The sequence below is a fragment of the Oceanithermus profundus DSM 14977 genome (assembly GCF_000183745.1).
Lineage (GTDB): Bacteria > Deinococcota > Deinococci > Deinococcales > Marinithermaceae > Oceanithermus > Oceanithermus profundus.
Genome location: NC_014761.1, coordinates 2,024,209 through 2,041,809 on the forward strand (window position 1 = coordinate 2,024,209; position 17,601 = coordinate 2,041,809).

A 17,601-nucleotide genomic window follows, 5' to 3' on the forward strand; every position below is an offset into this window, starting at 1 on the left:
ATACCGTTTCGAGTTTTTCATCTTTTACTCCCGAAAAAGGACCTATACTGGACGCAGCATGGAAGACGAAATCAGCTTGCGCGACCTCTACCTGATGCTCAAGCGGCAGAGCCGCTGGATCCTGGCGGTGACCGTCCTCGTGACCGCGGCGGTCTTCGCCGTCAGCAGCCTCTGGCCGCCCACCTACGAGAGCGAGGCAGTGGCCCAGGCGCTGGTGCTGAACCAGGACGGCAACGACCTCGGCTTCCCCGCGGCGGCCTACGTCTTCCGCACCCTGCCCGCCGGCCCCGCGCTGGGGGTCGGTTTCAACAAGCAGATCGAGACCAAGGGCCCCTACGTGGCCCGGGTCGTGGGGAACGCCCCCATCGAGGCCAAGGCCCGTTTCGACGACAAGAAGAACCTGCTCACGATCACGGTGCGCGGCGGCGACCCCGAGGAGACCTGGCAGTTCGCCCTCGACCTGCTCAGCGCCTTCGACGACTACGTCAAGGACCGCGTCTTCCAAAGCGCCGGCGCCAACCTGGCCGGCGCGCTCGCGCAGTCGCGGCTCAAGCTCACCTCGGTGCAGTCGCAGATCGGCGAGCTCGAGGCCTCGCTGGACAAGGTGCCGCGCGTGAACGCCGGAACCGACACCCAGACGGCGCTCGAGTCCGCGGACGTGCCGCCCAACGTGGCCCGCGCCAGCAACCCGGCGCTCGCCTACCTGGGGCTCGAGCTCGCCAAGCAGCAGGCGCAGCTCGCCAACCTCAACGCCGAGATCGCCTCGCTCGAGGCCCTGGCCAGCGACCCGGCCCAGCTGCGCCGGCTCAGCGAACAGGTCGCCCAGGTGAACGTGCTCAGCCCGCCCGCCGTCCCCAAGGAGCCGGTCGCCCCCCGGGTGCTGCTCAACACCGCGCTCGCCGCCGTGCTCTCGCTGATGCTCGCCGTCTTCCTCGCCTTCCTGCGCGAGGCGGTGGCCGCCGAGCCCGGGGTCAACGCAGCACCTGCCCCGGCTTCACGCCTAGAGCCCGACGAAGCGGCAACCACGCCGAAATAAGCACGGTGCCGAACGCCAGCCCGCTGACCCAGGCGAAGTCGGCGGGCTGAATCCGTACCGGCAGCTGGGTGATGAAGTAGAGCTCGCCGGGAATCGTCACCGGCCGCAGGGCAAAGTAGCTCGAAAGCGCCCAGCCCAGCAGGTCGCCCAGGGCCACCCCGGCCCCGCCCAGCAGCACCGCCTCGAGCGCGAAGGCCCCCGCCACCTGGCCGGCGCCGGCGCCGAGGACGCGCAGGATGGCGATGTCGGCCTTCTTCTCCAAAACAACGAGCACGAGCACGTTGGCGATCCCCAGCGCCGCGACGACGACGATGAGGAAGACGACGATGCCGATGACCCGCTTTTGCAGGGCGAGCTGCTCGATCAGGGTGCGGTTGGCGTCCTGCCAGGTCTGGGCCACGTAGCGGCCGTCGGCCTCCAGCGCCCGCGCCACCTCCGGGGCCTTCTCGGGGTCGGCGAGGCGCAGGTGCCAGCCGCCGACGGCGCCCGGCGTCTCCAGCAGGGCCTGAACGTCCGCGAGCGGAGCGAAGGCGAAGACCGAGTCGATCAGGTAGTTTCCGGTCACGAAGCGGCCGATCACGCGAAACGGCCGCCGTTGCTGGTTGACCGACAGGGCGTAGACGGTGTCGCCGGGCCAGGCCCCGAGCGAACGGGCGAGCGCCGAACCGAGGATCACGCCTCCCGGCGTCAGCGCCTCGAGCCCCAGCCCCGGGTAGACCCGCGCCGCCCCCGGGCCCACGCCGATCAGGGTCCCGAAGTCGACCCCCGCACGCCGCCCCTCGCCGGCGCGGCGGGTGAGCAGCGCCTTGGCGATCAGCACCGGCGTCTCGGCGACGATCTCGGGGTGTTCGGGGCGGGGCGCGTCCTCGGGATCGAGCGCCGTCAGGGTCACGTGCGGCACCGCGCGCAGGGTCGCCTCGATCAACCCCGCGGTGAAGCCGTTGGTGAGCGAGAGCGCCGTGGTCAGCACGGCCACGCCCGCGGCCACCCCCAGCACCGTGATCAGACTCTGGGTTTTCCGGTAGGTCAGGTGCTTGAGGGCCAGGAACCAGGCGAAACGCACGCCCTCACTCTACCGCCCGCGCTGGAGCACGGTGATGCGGACCCGCCGCACCCCCCACTTGAGCGCGAGCGAGCGGTCGGGCATCCAGACGTCGATCTGCTGCCGCTTGCGCTTGTGCATGGTGTCCTCGACGACGAAGACGACGTCCTTGAGCATGGCGTCGAAGCGGCCCTTGCCGCGGCCCGTGCGCCATTCGCCCAGGTCCTCGATCTTGACCTTGGAGCCGTAGGGGAGGTCGGAACCGAGCAGGTCGCGGCTCACGGCGATGATGCCGAAGCGCGTCCGCGCCCCGGTGGCGGTGACGAACGGGGTCGAGTCGGTTTCGCGCACCGACGAGGTGTACGCGGTCGCCTTGAGCACGAGCACTTCGGGCCCCGACGCCTGCACGCCCAGCGGCAACGCCACGGCGAGCGTCAACAGAGCCAGCGTTCGCATCCACCGCATACCCCTCACCTCCCAAACGAAAGTGTAGAAAAAAACAAATAAATTGTTTAAGAGCCGGACGCAGATTTTCTCATCTTGGCGTTCCCGCGGCCGTGCCGACCCCGCCCGCCTGCGGCAGACGCGTCCCCAACGGCGCTCCCCGCCCATGCTAGACTGCGGCTAGGTTAAGGAGGGGACCCGGACTCTCATGAAGACGTCGCGGCACGGCTGGCTCGGACTCGCCCTGGTGGCGCTGGGGGTGCTCTACCTGGTGGGGCGGCCCCCCGGGGGACCGGGCTGGCTGTGGGGCCTGTTGGGCGGCGGCCTCTTCCTGCTGCTGGCCCGGCGCGGCGCCCCGGCCGAGGCGGCGGGCCTCGGCAGCCTCTTGATCGGCTGGGCGCTGGGGGCGCTGGCCGCCGACGCCACCGGCCTGCAGTCCCTCAAGCTGGTGGGGGCGGGGTTGGGCCTGGGGCTCTGGGGCGGACTCGAGCGGCGGGAGCTCGCGGCCTGGGGCGGCGGGGCCCTCCTCGCCGCAGGGGCGCTGGTCTTCTTCTGGGAGTCGCCCGGGGGTCTGTTCGTGGCCCTGGCGCTGCTGGCCTTCGGGGCCTACCTGCTGCTGCGGCCGCCGGCCGCGCCGGCGCCCGCCGCGCCGAGGCGGGCCGACGCGACTGTCTTCCGCGCCCTCGCCCGCTGGCGCAGCCTCCGCGCCGCCGAGTTGGGCACCGTCAACACCGAGGTGCTAACCGACGCCGAGCTGGGCTGCCTGGCCGCGTTGAGCGATCCCCAAAACCCCGAGCTCGTCGCGGGCTGCCTGGAAAAGGGCGGCGCCGAACGCGCCGCCGAGATCGCGCGGGTGCTCGCGCAGGTCAGGGAGTAACCTGCAGCGTGTACTCGCCGCTGGTGATGCCGTCGGCGCACCCTGGAAGGGTGCTGCAGAAGCCCGCGAGCGCCCCGCTGCCCTGCGCCTGGACGTAGACGACGTCGCCGTTTTGCAGGTCGGTGAACTCCTCACCCGGCTCGAGGACCGTCTGGGTGTCGAAGCCGCGCACGACCTTGGCCCGGGCGTGAACGGTGGTGCCGCCCACGAGCTCGAGCGTCGCCGGACCGGTTCCGGTATAGGTCCAGGTGTCGAGCTGGCCCAGGTAGAGCAGGGCGCCGGTAACGGTGGCATTGAAGGTGAAGGCGTTGTTCTTCTCGATGCCGTCCTGCCGGGTGACCGCGGCGACCCGGACCACCGTGGGGTCGGCGCTCAGGTTCGTGACCTCGACGTAGGCCTTGCCGAAGTTCGCGGGCAGGTTGATCGAGTAGATCGGGTTCGGGGTGATGCCGAGCCCGACCGCGCCCAGGTCCAGCACCTCCGGCTGCGGCGCCGTGAAGTACTGGCGGCTCACCGTCTGCGCGTAGACGGCGTTGTTGGCGTCGAAGACGCGCAGGCGCAGCGAGCCGGCGGCGCCGTTGGTCACGTCGGTGGCGTCGATGCGCACCGGGTCCGTGCCCACCAGCAGCTCGAAGCGCGCGGACTCGCCCTCGCCCAGCACCCCCGATTCGACCGCCGGGCCGTCCACGACGACGCTCGTCCCCGGCAGGATGATGTTGATGTTGCAGGCGGACAGGAGCCCCAGGAGCAACGCCCCCAGCATCCACTTCTTCATCGAACCCCTCCTCCGTTCCATTCTAGCGCAGCCCCCGAGGCCATCCTTTGGAAACGATTAAGAAAACCTAAACGCGGCGACGGCCTCACTCGAGCACCGCCAGGTAGTCGTAGAGGTCCGGCCCGCCGGGGTGCACCTCAACGTCCAGGTCCTCGTAGGCGGACTCGATCTTCTCCACCAGCGCGCGAACCTTCTCCTCGGGAACCGCGGGGCTGTGAAAGAGGGTGAGGATCTCGTAGTCGTCCGCGCCGTCCAGCGTCAGCTTGAGCAGGTTCAAGAGCGCCTCGTCGGGATCGTCGGCCACCACCGCGAGCTTCCCGTCGCGCAGCCCGATCACCTGCCCCTCGCTGACCTCGCCCACCTCCTCGACGACCGCGTCGCGGCTGGCGCGGGTCACCTCGAAGGTCACGGCGTGCGCGGCCGCCTCCTTCATCTCCTCCACCAGGCCCGCGGCGTCCGACTCGGGGGCGTAGAGCACCGCCGCGGCCAGCCCCTGGCCCAGGGTGCGGGTGGGCACGACGTGCACCTTCTTGCCCTCCTTCTCGGCCAGCTCGGCGGCCTTTTCGGCGGCGAGGATCACGTTCTTGTTGTTGGGCAGCACGATCACCTCGGGGTTGGGCAGGCTCTTGATGGCGTCGAGAATGTCCTGCACGCTGGGGTTCTGCGTCTGCCCCCCGGCGACGATGCGCGCCCCCAGGCCGCGGAAGGCCTTGATCACGCCCCAACCGCTGGCGACGGCCACCAGCCCCGTGGGCGGAGGAGCCTCGTCGGCGGCGCCCACCGCCGAGAGGATCTCCGAGTGCTGCTCGGACATGTCCTCCACCTTGGTGCGCTTCATCCTGCCGTAGCGCGCCACGGTGGCCAGCAGGGCGTCGGGCTCGTTGGTGTGGATGTGCCCCTTGACGAACCCCTCGGCCCCCACGACGAGGAGCGAGTCGCCGAAGGGCGCGACGAGCTCGCGGATCTTCTCGATGGGCTCCTTGACGTCCTCCATTAGGAACTCGGTGCAGTAGCCGTACTCTTCTTCCTCGAAGGCTTCCTGGGCGTACTTCTCGATCTTGGGGGGCTCGGGCAGGGGCTTTTCCAGCACGTACCCCTCGAGCCCCTCGACGAGGTAGAGGTAGCCCTTGCCGCCGGCGTCGACGACGCCCGCGGTCTTGAGCACCGGCAGCATCTCCGGGGTCTGCTCGAGCAGCTCGCGGCCGCGCTCCAGCGCCCCCGCGAGCACCGCCTCCAGGCTGTCGGCCCCCTCCTTCACGGCCGCGGCCGCGCCCTCGGCCACGCCCCGGGCCACGGTGAGGATGGTGCCCTCGACGGGCTTCATCACCGCGCGGTAAGCCGACTGCGCCCCGGCCTCGAGGGCCTCGGCGAGCAGCTCGGGGGTCACCGCGGGGCTGCGCTTGATCGTCTCGGAAAAGCCCTTCAGCAGCTGCGAGAGGATGACGCCCGAGTTGCCGCGCGCCCCCAGCAGGCTGCCGTAGGCGAGCGCCCGCGCCACCTCGCGCATCTTGGTGTTGTCGCAGAGGTCGAGCTCGCGCCGCACCGACTGCAGGGTGAGGTGCATGTTGGTGCCGGTGTCGCCGTCGGGGACGGGGTAGACGTTGAGGGCGTTGACCTCCTCCACGTAGACGGCGAACCAGTCGGTGGCGAAGCGGAAGGCGCTGGCCAGCCGCTCGGGGGTCCAGCTATCCACGGCTGACCCCCACGACGTGGACGTGCACGCGCTCGAGCTTCACCCCGGCCAGCTTCTCGGCCGCCCATTCGGCGCGCTCGGCGATGCCCTCGACCACGGTCGGCACCTTGACCCCGAAGGCCACGACGACGTAGAGGTCGGCCTGGTAGTGGCCCGGCTTGGCGGGGTCGGCCTTGATGACGACCCCCTGGCTGGCCTCGCTGCGGCCCAGGATGCGGCTGAGGCCGTCACGGATGCCCACCGGGCTCATGCCCACCACGCCCGGGACCTCGTGGGCCGCCAGCCCCACGATGGCCGCCAGGGCCTGTTCGGTTACGGTGATGTTCCCCTTCATGGCATCTCCTTCCCCGTTCGCTTCAACGGATGCGTTCCACCCGGACGAGCTCGGCGGAGAGTCCGCCCCACTGCTGTCCGAAGTAAATGCGTAGCGGCCAGCGCGCTTCGTTGCGCCCGTACCACACCTCGATGCGCGCCCCTTCGCCTTCGAAACGGTAGCCCTCGGCCTCGATCCGGCCGACGGGCGACGAAAGCCGCCGCACCCCCAGGGGCTCGAGCGGGGCCCGAACCAGACGGGGGTAGTTGATCAACCAAAGTGGCTTCGGCTCGGGGTGCACCCTGACATAATACAGGACCGACAAATCGTCCAGCACGTCGGTCTGTGGCTCGCGGAAGGTGTACACCTGGCCCGTGACCCAGACGAAGCGCACCGCGGTTTCCTGCCCCACCACGGCGGTGAGGACGCGCCGCCCCTCGCCGGGCACGGTCAGGTCCCGCTGAAAGCGGCGGGTGAAGAGGTCGCGCCGGGTGTACGAGTCCGAGACCAGGTCGAAGCCCACCAGCTGCGCCAGCCCGCCGCCGCGGACCCGTCCGGCGTAGTGCCAGCCGCTCCCGGTGCGGACGGCCTCGATGGCCTGGTGCCCCACGACCAGCCCCTTCCAGCGCAACACGTAGACGAGCCGCTCGCCGTTGGGCCAGGGGACGGGCGGAGGCTCGGGCAGGTCGGACCCCGCCAGGGCGAAGGCGGCCAGCGCGAGCGCCAGCCCCACCACGGTACGGCGCATACCCCCACTCTAACGGGGCCGCCCCGGCGCCGCGGCGCCGGGGCGGTGGGGAGGGGGAGGCGTCAGCCGTTCAGCGCGTCCTCGGGCGGGGTGTAGGGGAGGCCGAAGGCCTCGGCCACGGCGGCGTAGGTGAGCCGGCCGTGGTAGGTGTTCAGGCCCTTCAGGAGCGCGGGGTCCTCCTCGAGCGCCGCCACGCCCTTCTCGGCCAGCTTGAGGGCGTAGGGCAGGGTCTGGTTGGTGAGGGCGAAGGTGCTGGTGCGCGGCACCGCGCCGGGCATGTTGGCCACGCCGTAGTGCACCACCCCGTCGATGACGTAGGTGGGCTCGGCGTGGGTCGTGGGCTTGATCGTCTCCACGCAGCCGCCCTGGTCCACGGCCACGTCCACGATCACCGAGCCTTCCTTCATCGTCGGCAGCATCTCGCGGGTCACCAGGTGCGGCGCCTTGGCCCCGGGGATGAGCACGGCGCCGATCAGCACGTCGGCGTAGCGCACCGCCTTCTTGATGTTGGCCTCGGTCGAGGTCAGCGTGGTCAGGCGCCCCGCGAAGACGTCGTCGAGGTACTGCAGGCGGGCGTGGTTGACGTCCAGGATCGTCACATGGGCCCCCATGCCCACGGCAATCTTGGCGGCGTTGATGCCCACGGTGCCGCCGCCCAGGATCACCACGTCGGCCGGGGCCACGCCCGGCACCCCGCCGAGCAGCACCCCGCGGCCGCCGAACGACTTCTCCAGGTACTTCGCGCCCTCCTGGGTGGCCATGCGCCCGGCCACCTCGCTCATCGGCACGAGCAGCGGCAGCGCGCCGTCCTCGGTCTGCACCGTCTCGTAGGCGATGCCGATCACGCCCGACTCGAGCATCGCCCGGGTCAGCTCCTCGCTCGCCGCCAGGTGCAGGTAGGTAAAGAGGATCAGGTCGGAGCGCAGGTACTTGTACTCCTCGGGCAGCGGCTCCTTGACCTTGACCACCATCTCGGTGCTCCAGGCCTCCTCGGCGCTCACGAGCCGGGCCCCGGCGGCCTCGTACTCGGCGTCGGCCAGCCCCGAACCCACGCCCGCGCCGCGCTCGACCCAGACCTCGTGCCCCCGCTTGACCAGGCTCTCCACGCCTCCAGGGGTCATGGCCACGCGGTTCTCCAGCGTCTTGATCTCCTTGGGTACTCCGATCTTCATAGCGGGCCTCCTTGATTCGAGGCTACGCCAAGCGGATTCGTAAAGGGAAGGGGAAACCGAAGGCCGAAGCCGGCCTTGGTTTTCGGTTCATAAAGCATAATGGGCATATGGGTTCACGAAATCGAAGTCGGATCGATCCGATCGATCTGGCCATCCTCACCGAGCTCCAGGCCGACGCCCGCATCTCGATCAGCGAGCTGGCCCGGCGCGTGGGCCGCAGCGCCCCCGCCGTGGCCGAACGCGTGCGCAAACTGGAAGAGGCCGGGATCATCGAGGGCTACCGCGCCCAGGTGAACCCGGCGGCGCTGGGTTTTTCGGTGATCGCGCTGATCGAGCTGACGACCACCCCCGCCCATTACGACGAGGTGGGCCGCTACGCCGCCCGCACCCCCGAGGTGCAGGAGTGCCACTTCGTGACGGGCGGGGCCTCGTTCATCGTGCGGGTGGTCGCGCGCTCGATCGACAACCTGCGCCGCATCATCGAGGAGATGAGCGTCTACGGGAGCACCCGCACCTCGGTGGCCCTGGCCTCCCCGATCATCAAGACCCGCTTCGACCTCGAGGCCCTGGTCGGCCGCGAGGACTAGAAGCGGGGCCTGCGCTTCTCGAAGAAGGCGTCGAGGCCTTCGCGCAGGTCCTCGCTCTGGCGGATCCAGGCGCCGGCGGCGGCGGCGTAGCGCAGCGCGTCCTCCAGGCCCATGCCGTAGAACGAGGCCAGCAGCTGCTTGGTGAGCGCCAGCGAGCTGGGGGCGTTCTCGGCCAGCCGCGCGGCCCAGGCGAGCGCCTCGTCCACGCTCTCGCCCGCAGCCGCCACCCGGTTGACGAGGCCCATGCGGTAGGCCGTGGCGGCGTCGACCAGGTCGCCGCCGAGCAGCAGCTCGCGGGCGTGCTTCTCGCCCACCGCCCGCACCAGCAGCACCCCCACCAGCGCGGCCACGAAGCCGATCTTCACCTCGGTGTAGCCGATGCGCGCCGCCTCGTCCATCACCACCAGGTCACAGGCGGTCGCAAGCCCCGCCCCGCCCGCCACCGCCGGGCCGTTGACGGCGGCGAGGGTGGGCTTGGGAAAGGTGTAGACGCGCAGGAAGAGGTCGGCGAGCCGCTGGGAGTGGGCCAGGTTGGCCTCGGCGGTCTCGGCGCGGACGCGTTTCAGGAAGGCCAGGTCGGCCCCCGCGGAGAAGGCCTTGCCGGCGCCGGTCAGCACCACGGCCCGCACCTCGGGGTCGCGCTCGGCGGCCGCGAGCTCGGCCTCCAGTGCGTCCGCCAGCGCGTCGGAAAGCGGGTTTCTACGCTCGGGGTCGTTCAGGGTGAGCAGCCGGACGCGGCCGTGGTCGTGGCGGAGAACCAGGTTTTCGCTCATGCCCCTAGCCTAAACCAGCGCGCGGGGCACCCCGCGCCTACTCCACGCGCACGGAGGCGGGGTCGAAGTCCACCCGCGGGAAGCGGGGGTCCATGGCCTCCAGGGCGTCGACCAGCACCTGGGCGACGATGCGGTTGCGCTGCCACTTGCGGTCGGCAGGCACCGCGTACCAGGGGGCGCGGTCGCTGCTGGTGCGCGAGAGCGCCTCGGCGTAGGCGGCGGCGTAGTCGCCCCAGCGGGCCCGCTCGGAGAGGTCCGCGGGGTTGAACTTCCAGTGCTTCCTGGGGTTTTCCAGCCGGGCCTCGAGCCGGCGCTTCTGCTCGTCTTTGGAGATGTGCAAAAAGAACTTGACGATGCGGGTGCCCTCGTCGGCAAGCAGCCGCTCGAAGGCGTTGATGTGGTCGTAGCGCCGCCCCCAGACCTCCGGCGGCACCAGTTCATGCACCCGCACCACAAGCACGTCTTCGTAGTGGCTGCGGTTGAAGATGCCGATCTCGCCGCGGGCGGGCGCATGCCGGTGCACCCGCCAGAGGTAGTCGTGGGCCAGCTCCAGCGCCGTGGGTTTCTTGAACGAGGTCACCCGCACCCCCTGGGGGTTCACCGCCCGGAAGACGTGGCGGATGGTGCCGTCCTTGCCGGCGGTGTCCATCCCCTGGAGCACGATCAAGAGCGCCTGCCGGCCCTCGGCGTAGAGCCGCGCCTGCAGCTCGCCCAGCCGGACCGCCAGGCGGGCCAGCTCCTTCTTGGCTTCCTTCTTGCCGCCCGCGAAGTCGTCGTCCTCGCGGGTGGGCCAGGCTTCGGGGTCGAAGCCCGAGCCCGGAGGAACGCGGTACCGGGAAACGTCCATGATCCAGTCTACGCCCTGGGCTTGTGACGCTCTTGTGACGCCCCGGAGGGTACCAAGGAACCGGTGATGAGCATGCGCAAGGTCTTCGTCCGTATCCTCCCGGCGGCCCTGGTCCTGGCCCTGGTGGCCTGCGGACCTCAGGGCGCGGCCCCGCCCCAGGTGCTGAGCTTCTACCCGCCCGACGGCTACCACGGCTTCCGCCGCGGCGAGGCCGTGGCGATCGCCTTCAGCGAACCCATGGACGCCGCGGCCACCGAAGCGGCCTTCCAGCTGCTCGACCCGCACGGGGCCCCGGTGGCGGTGACCTTCACCTGGGAAGACGGCGGCCGCCGCCTGCGGGCCACCCCGACCGACCCCGTGGCCTACAGTCCTGACGACCAGTACCTGAACTACCGCTACCTGCTCTCGACCGGCGCCCGTTCCCAGCAAGGCGTGGCGCTCGAGGCGGGGCTGGACGTGACCTTCAGCACCCTGCGGACGCTGACCGTGGTGCGCGACTCCGTGGCCGCCCTCGACGGCGCGGTTTCGGCACGGGGTTTCGTCTACAACGACCCCAACGACCCCTCCCTCTACCCCACGGCCCGCACCGGGGACACCGCGGCCGACATCGGCGTGCGCAGCTTCTTCGCTTTCGACCTGAACGGGCTGACCTTCGACCCCTCCGACGTCGCCTTCGCTCACCTGAGCCTGTACAACAACGCAGTCTACGGGGCGCCGTTCGGCCCGGCCGCGCTGGGCAACCTGATTCCCGAGCGGGTCGAGTACCTGGACGACGGTAGCCTCGACGCCGGCGACTATGCGGCCGAAGCCGCAGCCGGCGCGGACCCGGTGGTCGCCTGGCCAACGGGCGAGGCGGTCGAGGTGGCGGTGGACGACTGGGTCAGGAGCGCAATGAGCGCCGGCGACCGCTACCTGCAGGTGCGGCTGCGCTTCGAGCAGGAGAGCGACAACGACGGCAACGAGGACAGCGTCAACCCGACCACCGGCGAGCACGGCGACCGCCCGCCGCGGCTCGAGATCGGCTACTACGCACCTTGAGGAGGTAAACGATGCGCAAGCTACTGCCCTACTTGCTTCTGATTGCGGCCTTCGCAGGCTGCGGACGCACCCCGCCCCCCGACACCACGCCGCCCGAGCTGCTCTCGGCTTTCCCGGGCGACGGCTACCGCGGCTTCCAGGCGGGCGAGCAGATCGTGCTCGAGTTCAGCGAACCCATGGACACCGCCTCCGTCGAAGCCGCCTTCGTGCTCACGCGCGACGGCGCGACCGCGTGGCCGGTGACCTACGCCTGGGAGGACGGCGGCCGCCGCGTCCGCATCCAGCCCAACCCGCCGCTGCCCTACAGCCCCAACAGCGACGACGAAACCTTCCTCTGGAAGCTGGCGGACACCGCCAAGGACCCCGCCGGCAACCCCCTGCCGCGGTCCCACCAGGCCCGTTTCACGACGCTGCGCACGCTCACGACCCGGCTCCCCGCCGAGGCCATCGACGGCATGACCTTCGCGCCCTCGGGCACCGTCGAGCTGAGCAACTCGACCGCAACCTACGCCTGGGTCGGCGACCGCGACACCGGCAAGTGCGCCTACGCCTTCTTCTCCTTCGACCCGGGCGCGCTCCCGGCGGACCTCGTCTCCCTGAAGGACGCCGCCCTCGTCGTTTACGCCAGTGGAGCGGCCGGCACCCCTTATGCCGACCTGGGCGGGGCGCTCGAGCTCGACCACGTGGACTACGGCGAAACCCTGGAGGACGCCGACGCCGACCTGCCGCCGCTCACCGACGCGAACGGCGACCCCGAGACCCGCCAGGTGGCCACGGCCTGGACGAGCGGCTGGTACGCCGTACCCGTGCTGCAGGACTGGCTGCGTCGAGACCTCGAGGCGGGCCGGGCGCACTTCCAGGTTCGTTACCGTTTCCCCGTCTGCAGCGACGGCGACGGTCAGCACGATTATCTAACCCTCGTCACCAGCGAGGACACGAACGGCAACGCCCCCTACGTCTACGTCGAGTTCCTGGCGCCCTGAGAACGGAGGAACGTGACGATGCGGAAGGCCCCGCCGCGGCTGGCGCTCTTCGCCGCCTGGCTGGCGGGCTGCGGCGCGCCGGCCCCGGGGCCGCTCCGGGTCACCCGCGTCTTCCCGCCCGACGGCTGCCACGGCTTTCGCAGGCCGACGCGATCACGATCGGGTTCGGCGCCCCGGTGGGCCTGAACCGCTTCCTGGAGGCCTACGGGTCCACGAAGACGGCGGCCGGAGGATCGTCATCCAGCCCGGCAAGCCCCTGGCCTGCAGCCCCACCGACGACTACGCCTTCTACGGCTTCGAGATGGGCACGGAACCGGCCGACGGAACGGCCGCCACCTGGACGAACCGCTGCGGGTCACCTTCAGCACGATGCGAACGCTGACGGCGACGTCGTATAGCGAAGCGGCGTTCGACGGCTTCGCCGTTCCCGGCCAGACGGCGGCCGACGCCGGCAACCTGGCCGGGGCGACAACACCGGCGACCACGGCGTCCGCGGCTGCCTCGGCTTTGCCTGGCCGCGGGCCGAGGACGCGGTGGGCGCGGACCTGCTGCCCGCGCTGGAGCTCGCCGGCTAGGGCCCCTAGGCTTTCCGCTCCCCATTGCGGCCGCCCTTCGGGGCGGCCGCGCGTTCGGCCGCGGCGATCAGGCGCACCCGCCAGCTCGCCGGCAGCGCCCGCAGGAGGCGCAGCGGCCAGGCCAGCCGGCGCGGGAAGGCCACCTCGAAGGCGCGGCCCGCCAGCCCGCGGGCAATGATGCGCGCCGCCTCGTCCGCCTCGAGCATGAAGGGCATGGGGAACTCGTTGGCGGCGACGATCGGCGTCTTCACGAAGCCGGGGCTCACGAGCTTCAAGTCGATGTTCTCACGCTGCAGCTCGGCCCACAGCGCCTCGGCGTAGTAGCCGAGCGCCGCCTTGCTGGTGCCGTAGCCGCTGGTGCGCGGCAGGCCCACGTAGCCGGCCAGCGAACCCACCAGCGCGATCGTGCCCCCACCGGCGGCGCGCATGCGCGGCCTGAGGGCGTCGAGGGCGTAGGCCACGCCCAGCAGGTTGACGTCGAGGTGTTTCCTGAGGTTTTCCGCGGTGTCGTCGCGCCCGGCGCGCTTGAACGCCGCCCCCGCGTTCAGGACGGCCAGGTCCAGGGGGCCGGCGTCCTCCCAGACGGCGGCCACCGTCCGCGCCACCGCCTCGGCGTCGGTGACGTCGAGCGGGTAGGCCGCGCCGCCGGTTTCGCGCGCCACCTCCTCCAGGCGCTCCGCGCTGCGCCCCGAGACCAGCACGTACGCCCCCTGGCGGGCGTAGTGCCGCGCCAGGGCCCGCCCGATGCCGCTCGAGCCCCCGGTGATCCAAACCCGTTGGAACCTTTTTCCGCTCATGTACCCCCGATTGTACCCTCCGGGCGCACTCCGAAGCCGGACCGCGGGGAGGCTAGATCTTCTCGCTGCTGTGGGTGATCTTGCTGCCCGGCGGCACGCTCTCGGTAAGCCAGACGTTGCCGCCGATGACCGAGCCGCGGCCGATCGTCACCCGCCCCAGGATCGTCGCCCCGGCGTAGACGATGACGCCGTCCTCCAGGATGGGGTGGCGGGGCACGCCCTTGACGGGGTTGCCGTGCTCGTCGAGCTCGAACTTCTTGGCCCCCAGGGTCACCCCCTGGTACAGGCTCACGCCGCGCCCCAGCACGGCCGTCTCCCCCACCACGATGCCGGTGCCGTGGTCGATGAAGAACCGCTCGCCGATCCGGGCGCCCGGGTGGATGTCGATCCCGGTGAGGCTGTGGGCGCGCTCGCTGATGGCCCGGGGCACCAGCGGCACCCCCAGGCGGTAGAGCTCGTGAGCGAGGCGGTGGTAGGCGATCGCCAGGAAACCCGGGTAGCAGCAGGCCACCTCCTCGGGGCTCGTCGCCGCGGGGTCGCCCTCGTAGGCGGCCTGCGCGTCCAGCTCGAGCATGCGCCGCACCTCGGGAAGGCGCTCGAGCCAGGCGTCCACGAGGGCCTCGGGGCTGTCGTGCTGCGGTTCGGGTTGCGAGGTCTGCGGCAGCGCCCGCACCCGGGCGAAGTCGAGCGCCCGGCCCACCTGGACCACCATCTCGGCCCGCACCTCGCGCAGCACCGCCAGCGCGTTCGACTCCACGTCGCCCGCGGGAAAGAGCAGGCTCCGCAGCCGCTCCACGGCTTCGTGGATCACACCGGGGCGCGGCAGGCGCTCGAGCCGGAGCTCCTGCGTGCCCTCCGTCAATCGGGCGGCCAGCTCCTCCAAAGAAACGTTCATAGCGTCCAGCTTAGCGCCAATCCGCGGGCTCCATGCACCCACTCCGCACGGCTCAGTCCACCACCTCGAACCCCAGCTCGGCGGCGCGGTCCACGAAGAACTGGATGTTCTCGCTCTTGGTCTGCCCGCCCAGGCTCTTTCGCTCCCAGGCCTCCTCGGCCGCGAGGATCATCGTCTCGGCCAGGCAGGCCGGCACCAGGTCGGGCCCGCCGAAGCGCAGGTCGAGGTTCACCTCGGCCTCTCCGGGCAGGCGCACGACCCCTCCGGGGATGACGCGCACGCCCGGCACGTCCTTCACCGCCGGGTCCACGTCGGGGGGCACGCCCTCGTCGTAGATCCAGGCGCCGGGCTTGACGAAGTCGGGGAAGATAACCGCGCCCGGGTCGGAGGTGGCGGTGAAGACCAGGTCGGCCTCCTTGATGGCGGGGATCTCGGTCGTCGTCACGATCTCGGTCTGCGCCCCCTTGCGGGCCACCAGCCGGCGCAGCGTCTCGGCGCTCTTCTCGAGGCGCTCGAGGTTGCGCCCCACCAGGATCAGCCGCCCCACCAGCGGCGCGATCTGGCGGGCGATGCCGAAGGCCACCACCCCGTTCGCGCCCACCACCGCGGCGGTCACCTCGGAGAGGGGTTTGCCTTCGCGCTCGAAGCGTTCGAGGATCTGCGGGATCGCCGCCTTGACGGTGCCGGCGGTGTAGGCCCCGCCGTTGGTTACCTGGATCTCGGGCACGGCCTCCTGCACCTTCAACCCCTTCTCGCCCACCACGCTCCAGAAGGCCCCGAGGCCGAAGACCGTCGCCCCCAGCTCGGCGGCCAGCCGCGCGCCCTGGACGGCGCGGCGGGTGGCCAGCTCGGGCTTGCCGGTGATCTGGTGCGGCAGGAGCGGGGCCGAGATGAGGTAACAGCGGACCTCGCGCCCGTCCTTGGTGCGCACCCCGCGGATCTCGCCCACCTTCATCGGGCGGAAAAACTCGGCGATGCGCTCGACCCAGGCCTGCCGGACCAGACCGGCGCGCACCAGCGGGCGCAGCCAGGCGAAGCGGGGGCTCTGCCAGAAGTCCTCGAGGGTGAGCGGGTGGATCATGAAGGCGCAGACGACCTGGTCCTCGCCAGGGAGCGGCGCGGGCTCGCCCAGCTTGGGCTCGGTGCCCTCGAGGATGCGGCCCAGGTTCTCCTTGTAACGCCAGACGACCAGGGCGGCCAGCACCCAGGCGAGCCCCTGCGCGAGCGGACCGACGGGCAGGAACATGAGGACGAGGGCGAGCGAAAAGGCGACCGTGACCACGGCCAGCGAGGCGTAGCCGGTGAGGGCGTAGACGATGAGGGCGAAGACGAGCGGCAGGAAGGCCTGCAGGTAGGGGTAGCCGGTCACCGAGAGGCCGGCGAGCAAGCCGACGAGCAGCGCCCCGCCGCGCGGGCGGAAGGGGCGCTCGGGCGCGAGGAAGGGCGGCGGATAGAGGTGGCCCAGGTAGGCGGCCACGGCGAAGAGGAGCGCGGCCTCAAGCCCCAGCCCCCGGGCCAGGTAGACCGCGAGGAACCCCTTGAAGACGTCGAGGCCGAAGGCCAGCAGCACCGGCCCCGCGCCCAGCACGCGCGCGGCGCTCTCGAAGCCCAGGTTGTAGACCGAGGCCAGGCGCGGGCTCTTGCCCGAGAGCCGGCGCACCGCCCAGTAGCCGACCGGCACGGCGCCGATCAGGTAGGCGAGCAGCGCGAGGGGAAGTAAGGTCCAGGTCAAGTCGAGCCTCCCTAGCGGGTCCAGTTTACTTCAGGCCGCTAGCGGGCCATCCATTCGAGCCCCTTGAGCACGCCCGTGGCCGCCAGCGTGACCAGCACGCCCGCGAGCAGCACCCCCAGCGCGATCGCGGGGCCGGCGAACCGCTTCTTGAGCCCCAGCACCACGGCAATCAGCGCGCCCGTCCAGGCGCCGCTGCCGGGCAGCGGCACGGCCACGAAGAGCAGCAGGCCGAGCGCTCCGAACCGCTGCACGGTGTCCTCGCTCTTCAGGCGCACGCGCGCCTCGAGCCGGTCCCACCAGCGCTTGAAGGCGGGGAAGCGCTCGAGCCAGGCCACCGCCCCCGGAACCAGCCAAAGCAGCAGCGGCACCACGAGCAGGTTGCCCAGAAGCGCCGCGGCCAGCGCCGCCAGCGGCGAAAGCCCCAGCCCCAGCCCCAGGGGAATCGCCCCGCGCAGCTCCACCACCGGGAGCATGCTCACGAAGGCGACCCAGAGCCAGGCGGAAACCTCGGAAAGCGTCACGATCTCCAGCATAAACGGCGCGGCCGCGGCCGCGCCGTAGGGCCGCATGCGCGGTCAGGCGTTCTTGGCCTGCTCCACCAGCGCCGCGAACCCTTCGGGGTCGCGCACGGCGATGTCGGCCAGCATCTTGCGGTCGATCTCGATGCCCGCGGCCTTGAGGCCGTGCATCAGTTTGGAGTAGCTGAGGCCGTTCTGGCGCGCCGCGGCGTTGATGCGGGCGATCCAGAGGCGGCGGAAGACCCGCTTCTTCTTGCGGCGGTCGGCGTAGCTGTGCTCGGCCGCGTTGAGGAGGGTCTCCTTGGCGCGCTTGATGTTCTTGGAGCGGCTGCCCCAGTAACCCTTGGCCTGCTTGAGGATCTTCTTGTGCTTGCGGCGGCGGACGACGCCCGTTTTCGCTCTCGGCATGACGCGCCTCCTAGTCGTAGGGCAGGAGCTCGCGGATGCGACGCGCCTCGCCCTCGGCAAGCACGAACTTCTTGCCCTTGCTGCGGATCCTCTTGCCCGACTTGTGCCAGTTGAGGTGGCGCTTGCCGGGCTTGGATGCCATCACCTTGCCACGGGCGGTCACTTTCAGCCGCCCCTTGGCGCCCTTGTGGGTCTTCATCTTCGGCATTCCTCTTACCTCCGCCGGCCGGGCGCCCCGTAGGGTCTTGCTGAGCCCGGACGCAGCAAACGCCAGTCTAGCACACCGGCCCCGCCCCCGTCACCTTGCAGGACCTGCAAATTGACACGCTGCGTGTTGAAATCCGACAC

Annotated in this window: 21 protein-coding genes; 6 read left to right on the forward strand and 15 right to left on the reverse strand. The window is 70.9% G+C overall.

Translation table 11 applies throughout. From position 1 onward, the window contains the following. Positions 1-58 precede the first annotated feature (58 nt). Complete coding sequence (locus OCEPR_RS10030; RefSeq protein ID WP_013458607.1) at positions 59-1,036, forward strand: Wzz/FepE/Etk N-terminal domain-containing protein; 978 nt, start codon at positions 59-61, stop codon at positions 1,034-1,036. Here the strand turns inward: OCEPR_RS10030 and OCEPR_RS10035 are convergent. Both OCEPR_RS10035 and OCEPR_RS10040 read right to left on the reverse strand, forming a co-directional pair. Then, positions 972-2,099: an ABC transporter permease gene (locus OCEPR_RS10035; protein ID WP_013458608.1), complete on the reverse strand. Its 1,128-nt coding sequence runs from the start codon at positions 2,097-2,099 to the stop codon at positions 972-974. The two genes, OCEPR_RS10030 and OCEPR_RS10035, sit on opposite strands and share 65 nt — an antisense overlap. Positions 2,100-2,108: 9 nt before the next feature. After that, entirely contained in the window at positions 2,109-2,543 is a 435-nt protein-coding gene (locus tag OCEPR_RS10040; protein ID WP_013458609.1) for a 3D domain-containing protein, read from the reverse strand. A gap of 187 nt (positions 2,544-2,730) precedes the next feature. Between OCEPR_RS10040 and OCEPR_RS10045 the strand changes: the two genes are divergently transcribed. Continuing rightward, on the forward strand, positions 2,731-3,399 hold the full coding sequence (locus OCEPR_RS10045; RefSeq protein ID WP_013458610.1) for a hypothetical protein: 669 nt from the start codon (positions 2,731-2,733) through the stop codon (positions 3,397-3,399). Here OCEPR_RS10045 and OCEPR_RS10050 read toward each other — a convergent pair. From OCEPR_RS10050 to ald, 5 genes are all read right to left on the reverse strand, one after another. After that, positions 3,389-4,174: a hypothetical protein gene (locus OCEPR_RS10050; protein ID WP_013458611.1), complete on the reverse strand. Its 786-nt coding sequence runs from the start codon at positions 4,172-4,174 to the stop codon at positions 3,389-3,391. The two genes, OCEPR_RS10045 and OCEPR_RS10050, sit on opposite strands and share 11 nt — an antisense overlap. An 85-nt stretch (positions 4,175-4,259) precedes the next feature. Then, positions 4,260-5,867 carry a DAK2 domain-containing protein gene (locus OCEPR_RS10055; protein ID WP_013458612.1) on the reverse strand — a complete coding sequence of 536 codons (1,608 nt, stop codon included), beginning with the start codon at positions 5,865-5,867 and terminating at the stop codon, positions 4,260-4,262. Further along, complete coding sequence (locus OCEPR_RS10060; protein ID WP_013458613.1) at positions 5,860-6,201, reverse strand: Asp23/Gls24 family envelope stress response protein; 342 nt, start codon at positions 6,199-6,201, stop codon at positions 5,860-5,862. Before OCEPR_RS10060 ends, OCEPR_RS10055 begins: the two co-directional genes overlap by 8 nt. Before the next feature lie 22 nt (positions 6,202-6,223). After that, positions 6,224-6,928, reverse strand: a complete 705-nt coding sequence (locus OCEPR_RS10065; protein WP_013458614.1) for a DUF3108 domain-containing protein — start codon at positions 6,926-6,928, stop codon at positions 6,224-6,226. A gap of 62 nt (positions 6,929-6,990) precedes the next feature. Beyond that, the gene (gene ald / locus OCEPR_RS10070) at positions 6,991-8,100 is read right to left on the reverse strand and encodes an alanine dehydrogenase (protein ID WP_013458615.1); all 1,110 of its coding nucleotides are present in this window, start codon (positions 8,098-8,100) and stop codon (positions 6,991-6,993) included. Positions 8,101-8,207: 107 nt separating this feature from the next. Here ald and OCEPR_RS10075 point away from each other — a divergent pair, with 107 nt between their 5' ends. Continuing rightward, positions 8,208-8,687, forward strand: coding sequence for an Lrp/AsnC family transcriptional regulator (locus tag OCEPR_RS10075; protein WP_013458616.1), 480 nt, complete (start codon positions 8,208-8,210; stop codon positions 8,685-8,687). Here the strand turns inward: OCEPR_RS10075 and OCEPR_RS10080 are convergent. Both OCEPR_RS10080 and OCEPR_RS10085 read right to left on the reverse strand, forming a co-directional pair. Then, a complete protein-coding gene (locus OCEPR_RS10080; protein WP_013458617.1) occupies positions 8,684-9,460 on the reverse strand; it encodes an enoyl-CoA hydratase/isomerase family protein in 777 nt (258 codons plus the stop codon). The two genes, OCEPR_RS10075 and OCEPR_RS10080, sit on opposite strands and share 4 nt — an antisense overlap. Before the next feature lie 37 nt (positions 9,461-9,497). After that, on the reverse strand, positions 9,498-10,307 hold the full coding sequence (locus tag OCEPR_RS10085) for a polyphosphate kinase 2 family protein (RefSeq protein WP_013458618.1): 810 nt from the start codon (positions 10,305-10,307) through the stop codon (positions 9,498-9,500). A gap of 66 nt (positions 10,308-10,373) precedes the next feature. Here OCEPR_RS10085 and OCEPR_RS10090 point away from each other — a divergent pair, with 66 nt between their 5' ends. Genes OCEPR_RS10090 through OCEPR_RS13050 form a run of 3 tightly spaced genes read left to right on the forward strand, consistent with a single transcriptional unit; the run spans position 10,374 to position 12,514 of the window. Further along, positions 10,374-11,345, forward strand: coding sequence for an Ig-like domain-containing domain (locus tag OCEPR_RS10090; protein WP_013458619.1), 972 nt, complete (start codon positions 10,374-10,376; stop codon positions 11,343-11,345). 11 nt (positions 11,346-11,356) lie between these two features. Then, positions 11,357-12,328 carry an Ig-like domain-containing domain gene (locus tag OCEPR_RS10095; RefSeq protein WP_013458620.1) on the forward strand — a complete coding sequence of 324 codons (972 nt, stop codon included), beginning with the start codon at positions 11,357-11,359 and terminating at the stop codon, positions 12,326-12,328. Between the two features lie 12 nt (positions 12,329-12,340). Then, entirely contained in the window at positions 12,341-12,514 is a 174-nt protein-coding gene (locus OCEPR_RS13050) for a hypothetical protein (RefSeq protein WP_187288492.1), read from the forward strand. Between the two features lie 394 nt (positions 12,515-12,908). Here OCEPR_RS13050 and OCEPR_RS10100 read toward each other — a convergent pair whose 3' ends face one another. From OCEPR_RS10100 to rpmI, 6 genes are read right to left on the reverse strand one after another with little or no spacing between them, the layout of a single operon-like run. Then, on the reverse strand, positions 12,909-13,700 hold the full coding sequence (locus OCEPR_RS10100; protein ID WP_013458621.1) for an SDR family NAD(P)-dependent oxidoreductase: 792 nt from the start codon (positions 13,698-13,700) through the stop codon (positions 12,909-12,911). Positions 13,701-13,752: 52 nt separating this feature from the next. Next, the gene (gene epsC / locus OCEPR_RS10105) at positions 13,753-14,595 is read right to left on the reverse strand and encodes a serine O-acetyltransferase EpsC (RefSeq protein ID WP_013458622.1); all 843 of its coding nucleotides are present in this window, start codon (positions 14,593-14,595) and stop codon (positions 13,753-13,755) included. A 52-nt stretch (positions 14,596-14,647) separates the two neighbouring features. Beyond that, the gene (locus OCEPR_RS10110; RefSeq protein ID WP_013458623.1) at positions 14,648-16,327 is read right to left on the reverse strand and encodes a glycerol-3-phosphate acyltransferase; all 1,680 of its coding nucleotides are present in this window, start codon (positions 16,325-16,327) and stop codon (positions 14,648-14,650) included. Positions 16,328-16,365: 38 nt separating this feature from the next. Further along, positions 16,366-16,860 carry a COG2426 family protein gene (locus OCEPR_RS10115; RefSeq protein ID WP_049773606.1) on the reverse strand — a complete coding sequence of 165 codons (495 nt, stop codon included), beginning with the start codon at positions 16,858-16,860 and terminating at the stop codon, positions 16,366-16,368. 42 nt (positions 16,861-16,902) lie between these two features. Continuing rightward, positions 16,903-17,253 (reverse strand): 50S ribosomal protein L20, encoded by a 351-nt coding sequence (gene rplT / locus OCEPR_RS10120; RefSeq protein ID WP_013458625.1) that lies wholly within the window; start codon positions 17,251-17,253, stop codon positions 16,903-16,905. A 10-nt stretch (positions 17,254-17,263) separates the two neighbouring features. After that, positions 17,264-17,461: a 50S ribosomal protein L35 gene (rpmI, locus tag OCEPR_RS10125; protein WP_013458626.1), complete on the reverse strand. Its 198-nt coding sequence runs from the start codon at positions 17,459-17,461 to the stop codon at positions 17,264-17,266. Positions 17,462-17,601 lie beyond the last annotated feature (140 nt).

Bases quoted from the DNA above. Each gene is read 5' to 3' on its own strand.
- OCEPR_RS10030 (WP_013458607.1), top strand. From the start codon at position 59: ATGGAAGACGAAATCAGCTTGCGCGACCTCTACCTGATGCTCAAGCGG.
- OCEPR_RS10040 (WP_013458609.1), bottom strand. From the start codon at position 2,543: ATGCGGTGGATGCGAACGCTGGCTCTGTTGACGCTCGCCGTGGCGTTG.
- OCEPR_RS10045 (WP_013458610.1), top strand. From the start codon at position 2,731: ATGAAGACGTCGCGGCACGGCTGGCTCGGACTCGCCCTGGTGGCGCTG.
- OCEPR_RS10050 (WP_013458611.1), bottom strand. From the start codon at position 4,174: ATGAAGAAGTGGATGCTGGGGGCGTTGCTCCTGGGGCTCCTGTCCGCC.
- OCEPR_RS10060 (WP_013458613.1), bottom strand. From the start codon at position 6,201: ATGAAGGGGAACATCACCGTAACCGAACAGGCCCTGGCGGCCATCGTG.
- OCEPR_RS10065 (WP_013458614.1), bottom strand. From the start codon at position 6,928: ATGCGCCGTACCGTGGTGGGGCTGGCGCTCGCGCTGGCCGCCTTCGCC.
- ald (WP_013458615.1), bottom strand. From the start codon at position 8,100: ATGAAGATCGGAGTACCCAAGGAGATCAAGACGCTGGAGAACCGCGTG.
- OCEPR_RS10075 (WP_013458616.1), top strand. From the start codon at position 8,208: ATGGGTTCACGAAATCGAAGTCGGATCGATCCGATCGATCTGGCCATC.
- OCEPR_RS10080 (WP_013458617.1), bottom strand. From the start codon at position 9,460: ATGAGCGAAAACCTGGTTCTCCGCCACGACCACGGCCGCGTCCGGCTG.
- OCEPR_RS10085 (WP_013458618.1), bottom strand. From the start codon at position 10,307: ATGGACGTTTCCCGGTACCGCGTTCCTCCGGGCTCGGGCTTCGACCCC.
- OCEPR_RS10090 (WP_013458619.1), top strand. From the start codon at position 10,374: ATGAGCATGCGCAAGGTCTTCGTCCGTATCCTCCCGGCGGCCCTGGTC.
- OCEPR_RS10095 (WP_013458620.1), top strand. From the start codon at position 11,357: ATGCGCAAGCTACTGCCCTACTTGCTTCTGATTGCGGCCTTCGCAGGC.
- OCEPR_RS10100 (WP_013458621.1), bottom strand. From the start codon at position 13,700: ATGAGCGGAAAAAGGTTCCAACGGGTTTGGATCACCGGGGGCTCGAGC.
- epsC (WP_013458622.1), bottom strand. From the start codon at position 14,595: ATGAACGTTTCTTTGGAGGAGCTGGCCGCCCGATTGACGGAGGGCACG.
- OCEPR_RS10115 (WP_049773606.1), bottom strand. From the start codon at position 16,860: ATGCTGGAGATCGTGACGCTTTCCGAGGTTTCCGCCTGGCTCTGGGTC.
- rplT (WP_013458625.1), bottom strand. From the start codon at position 17,253: ATGCCGAGAGCGAAAACGGGCGTCGTCCGCCGCCGCAAGCACAAGAAG.
- rpmI (WP_013458626.1), bottom strand. From the start codon at position 17,461: ATGCCGAAGATGAAGACCCACAAGGGCGCCAAGGGGCGGCTGAAAGTG.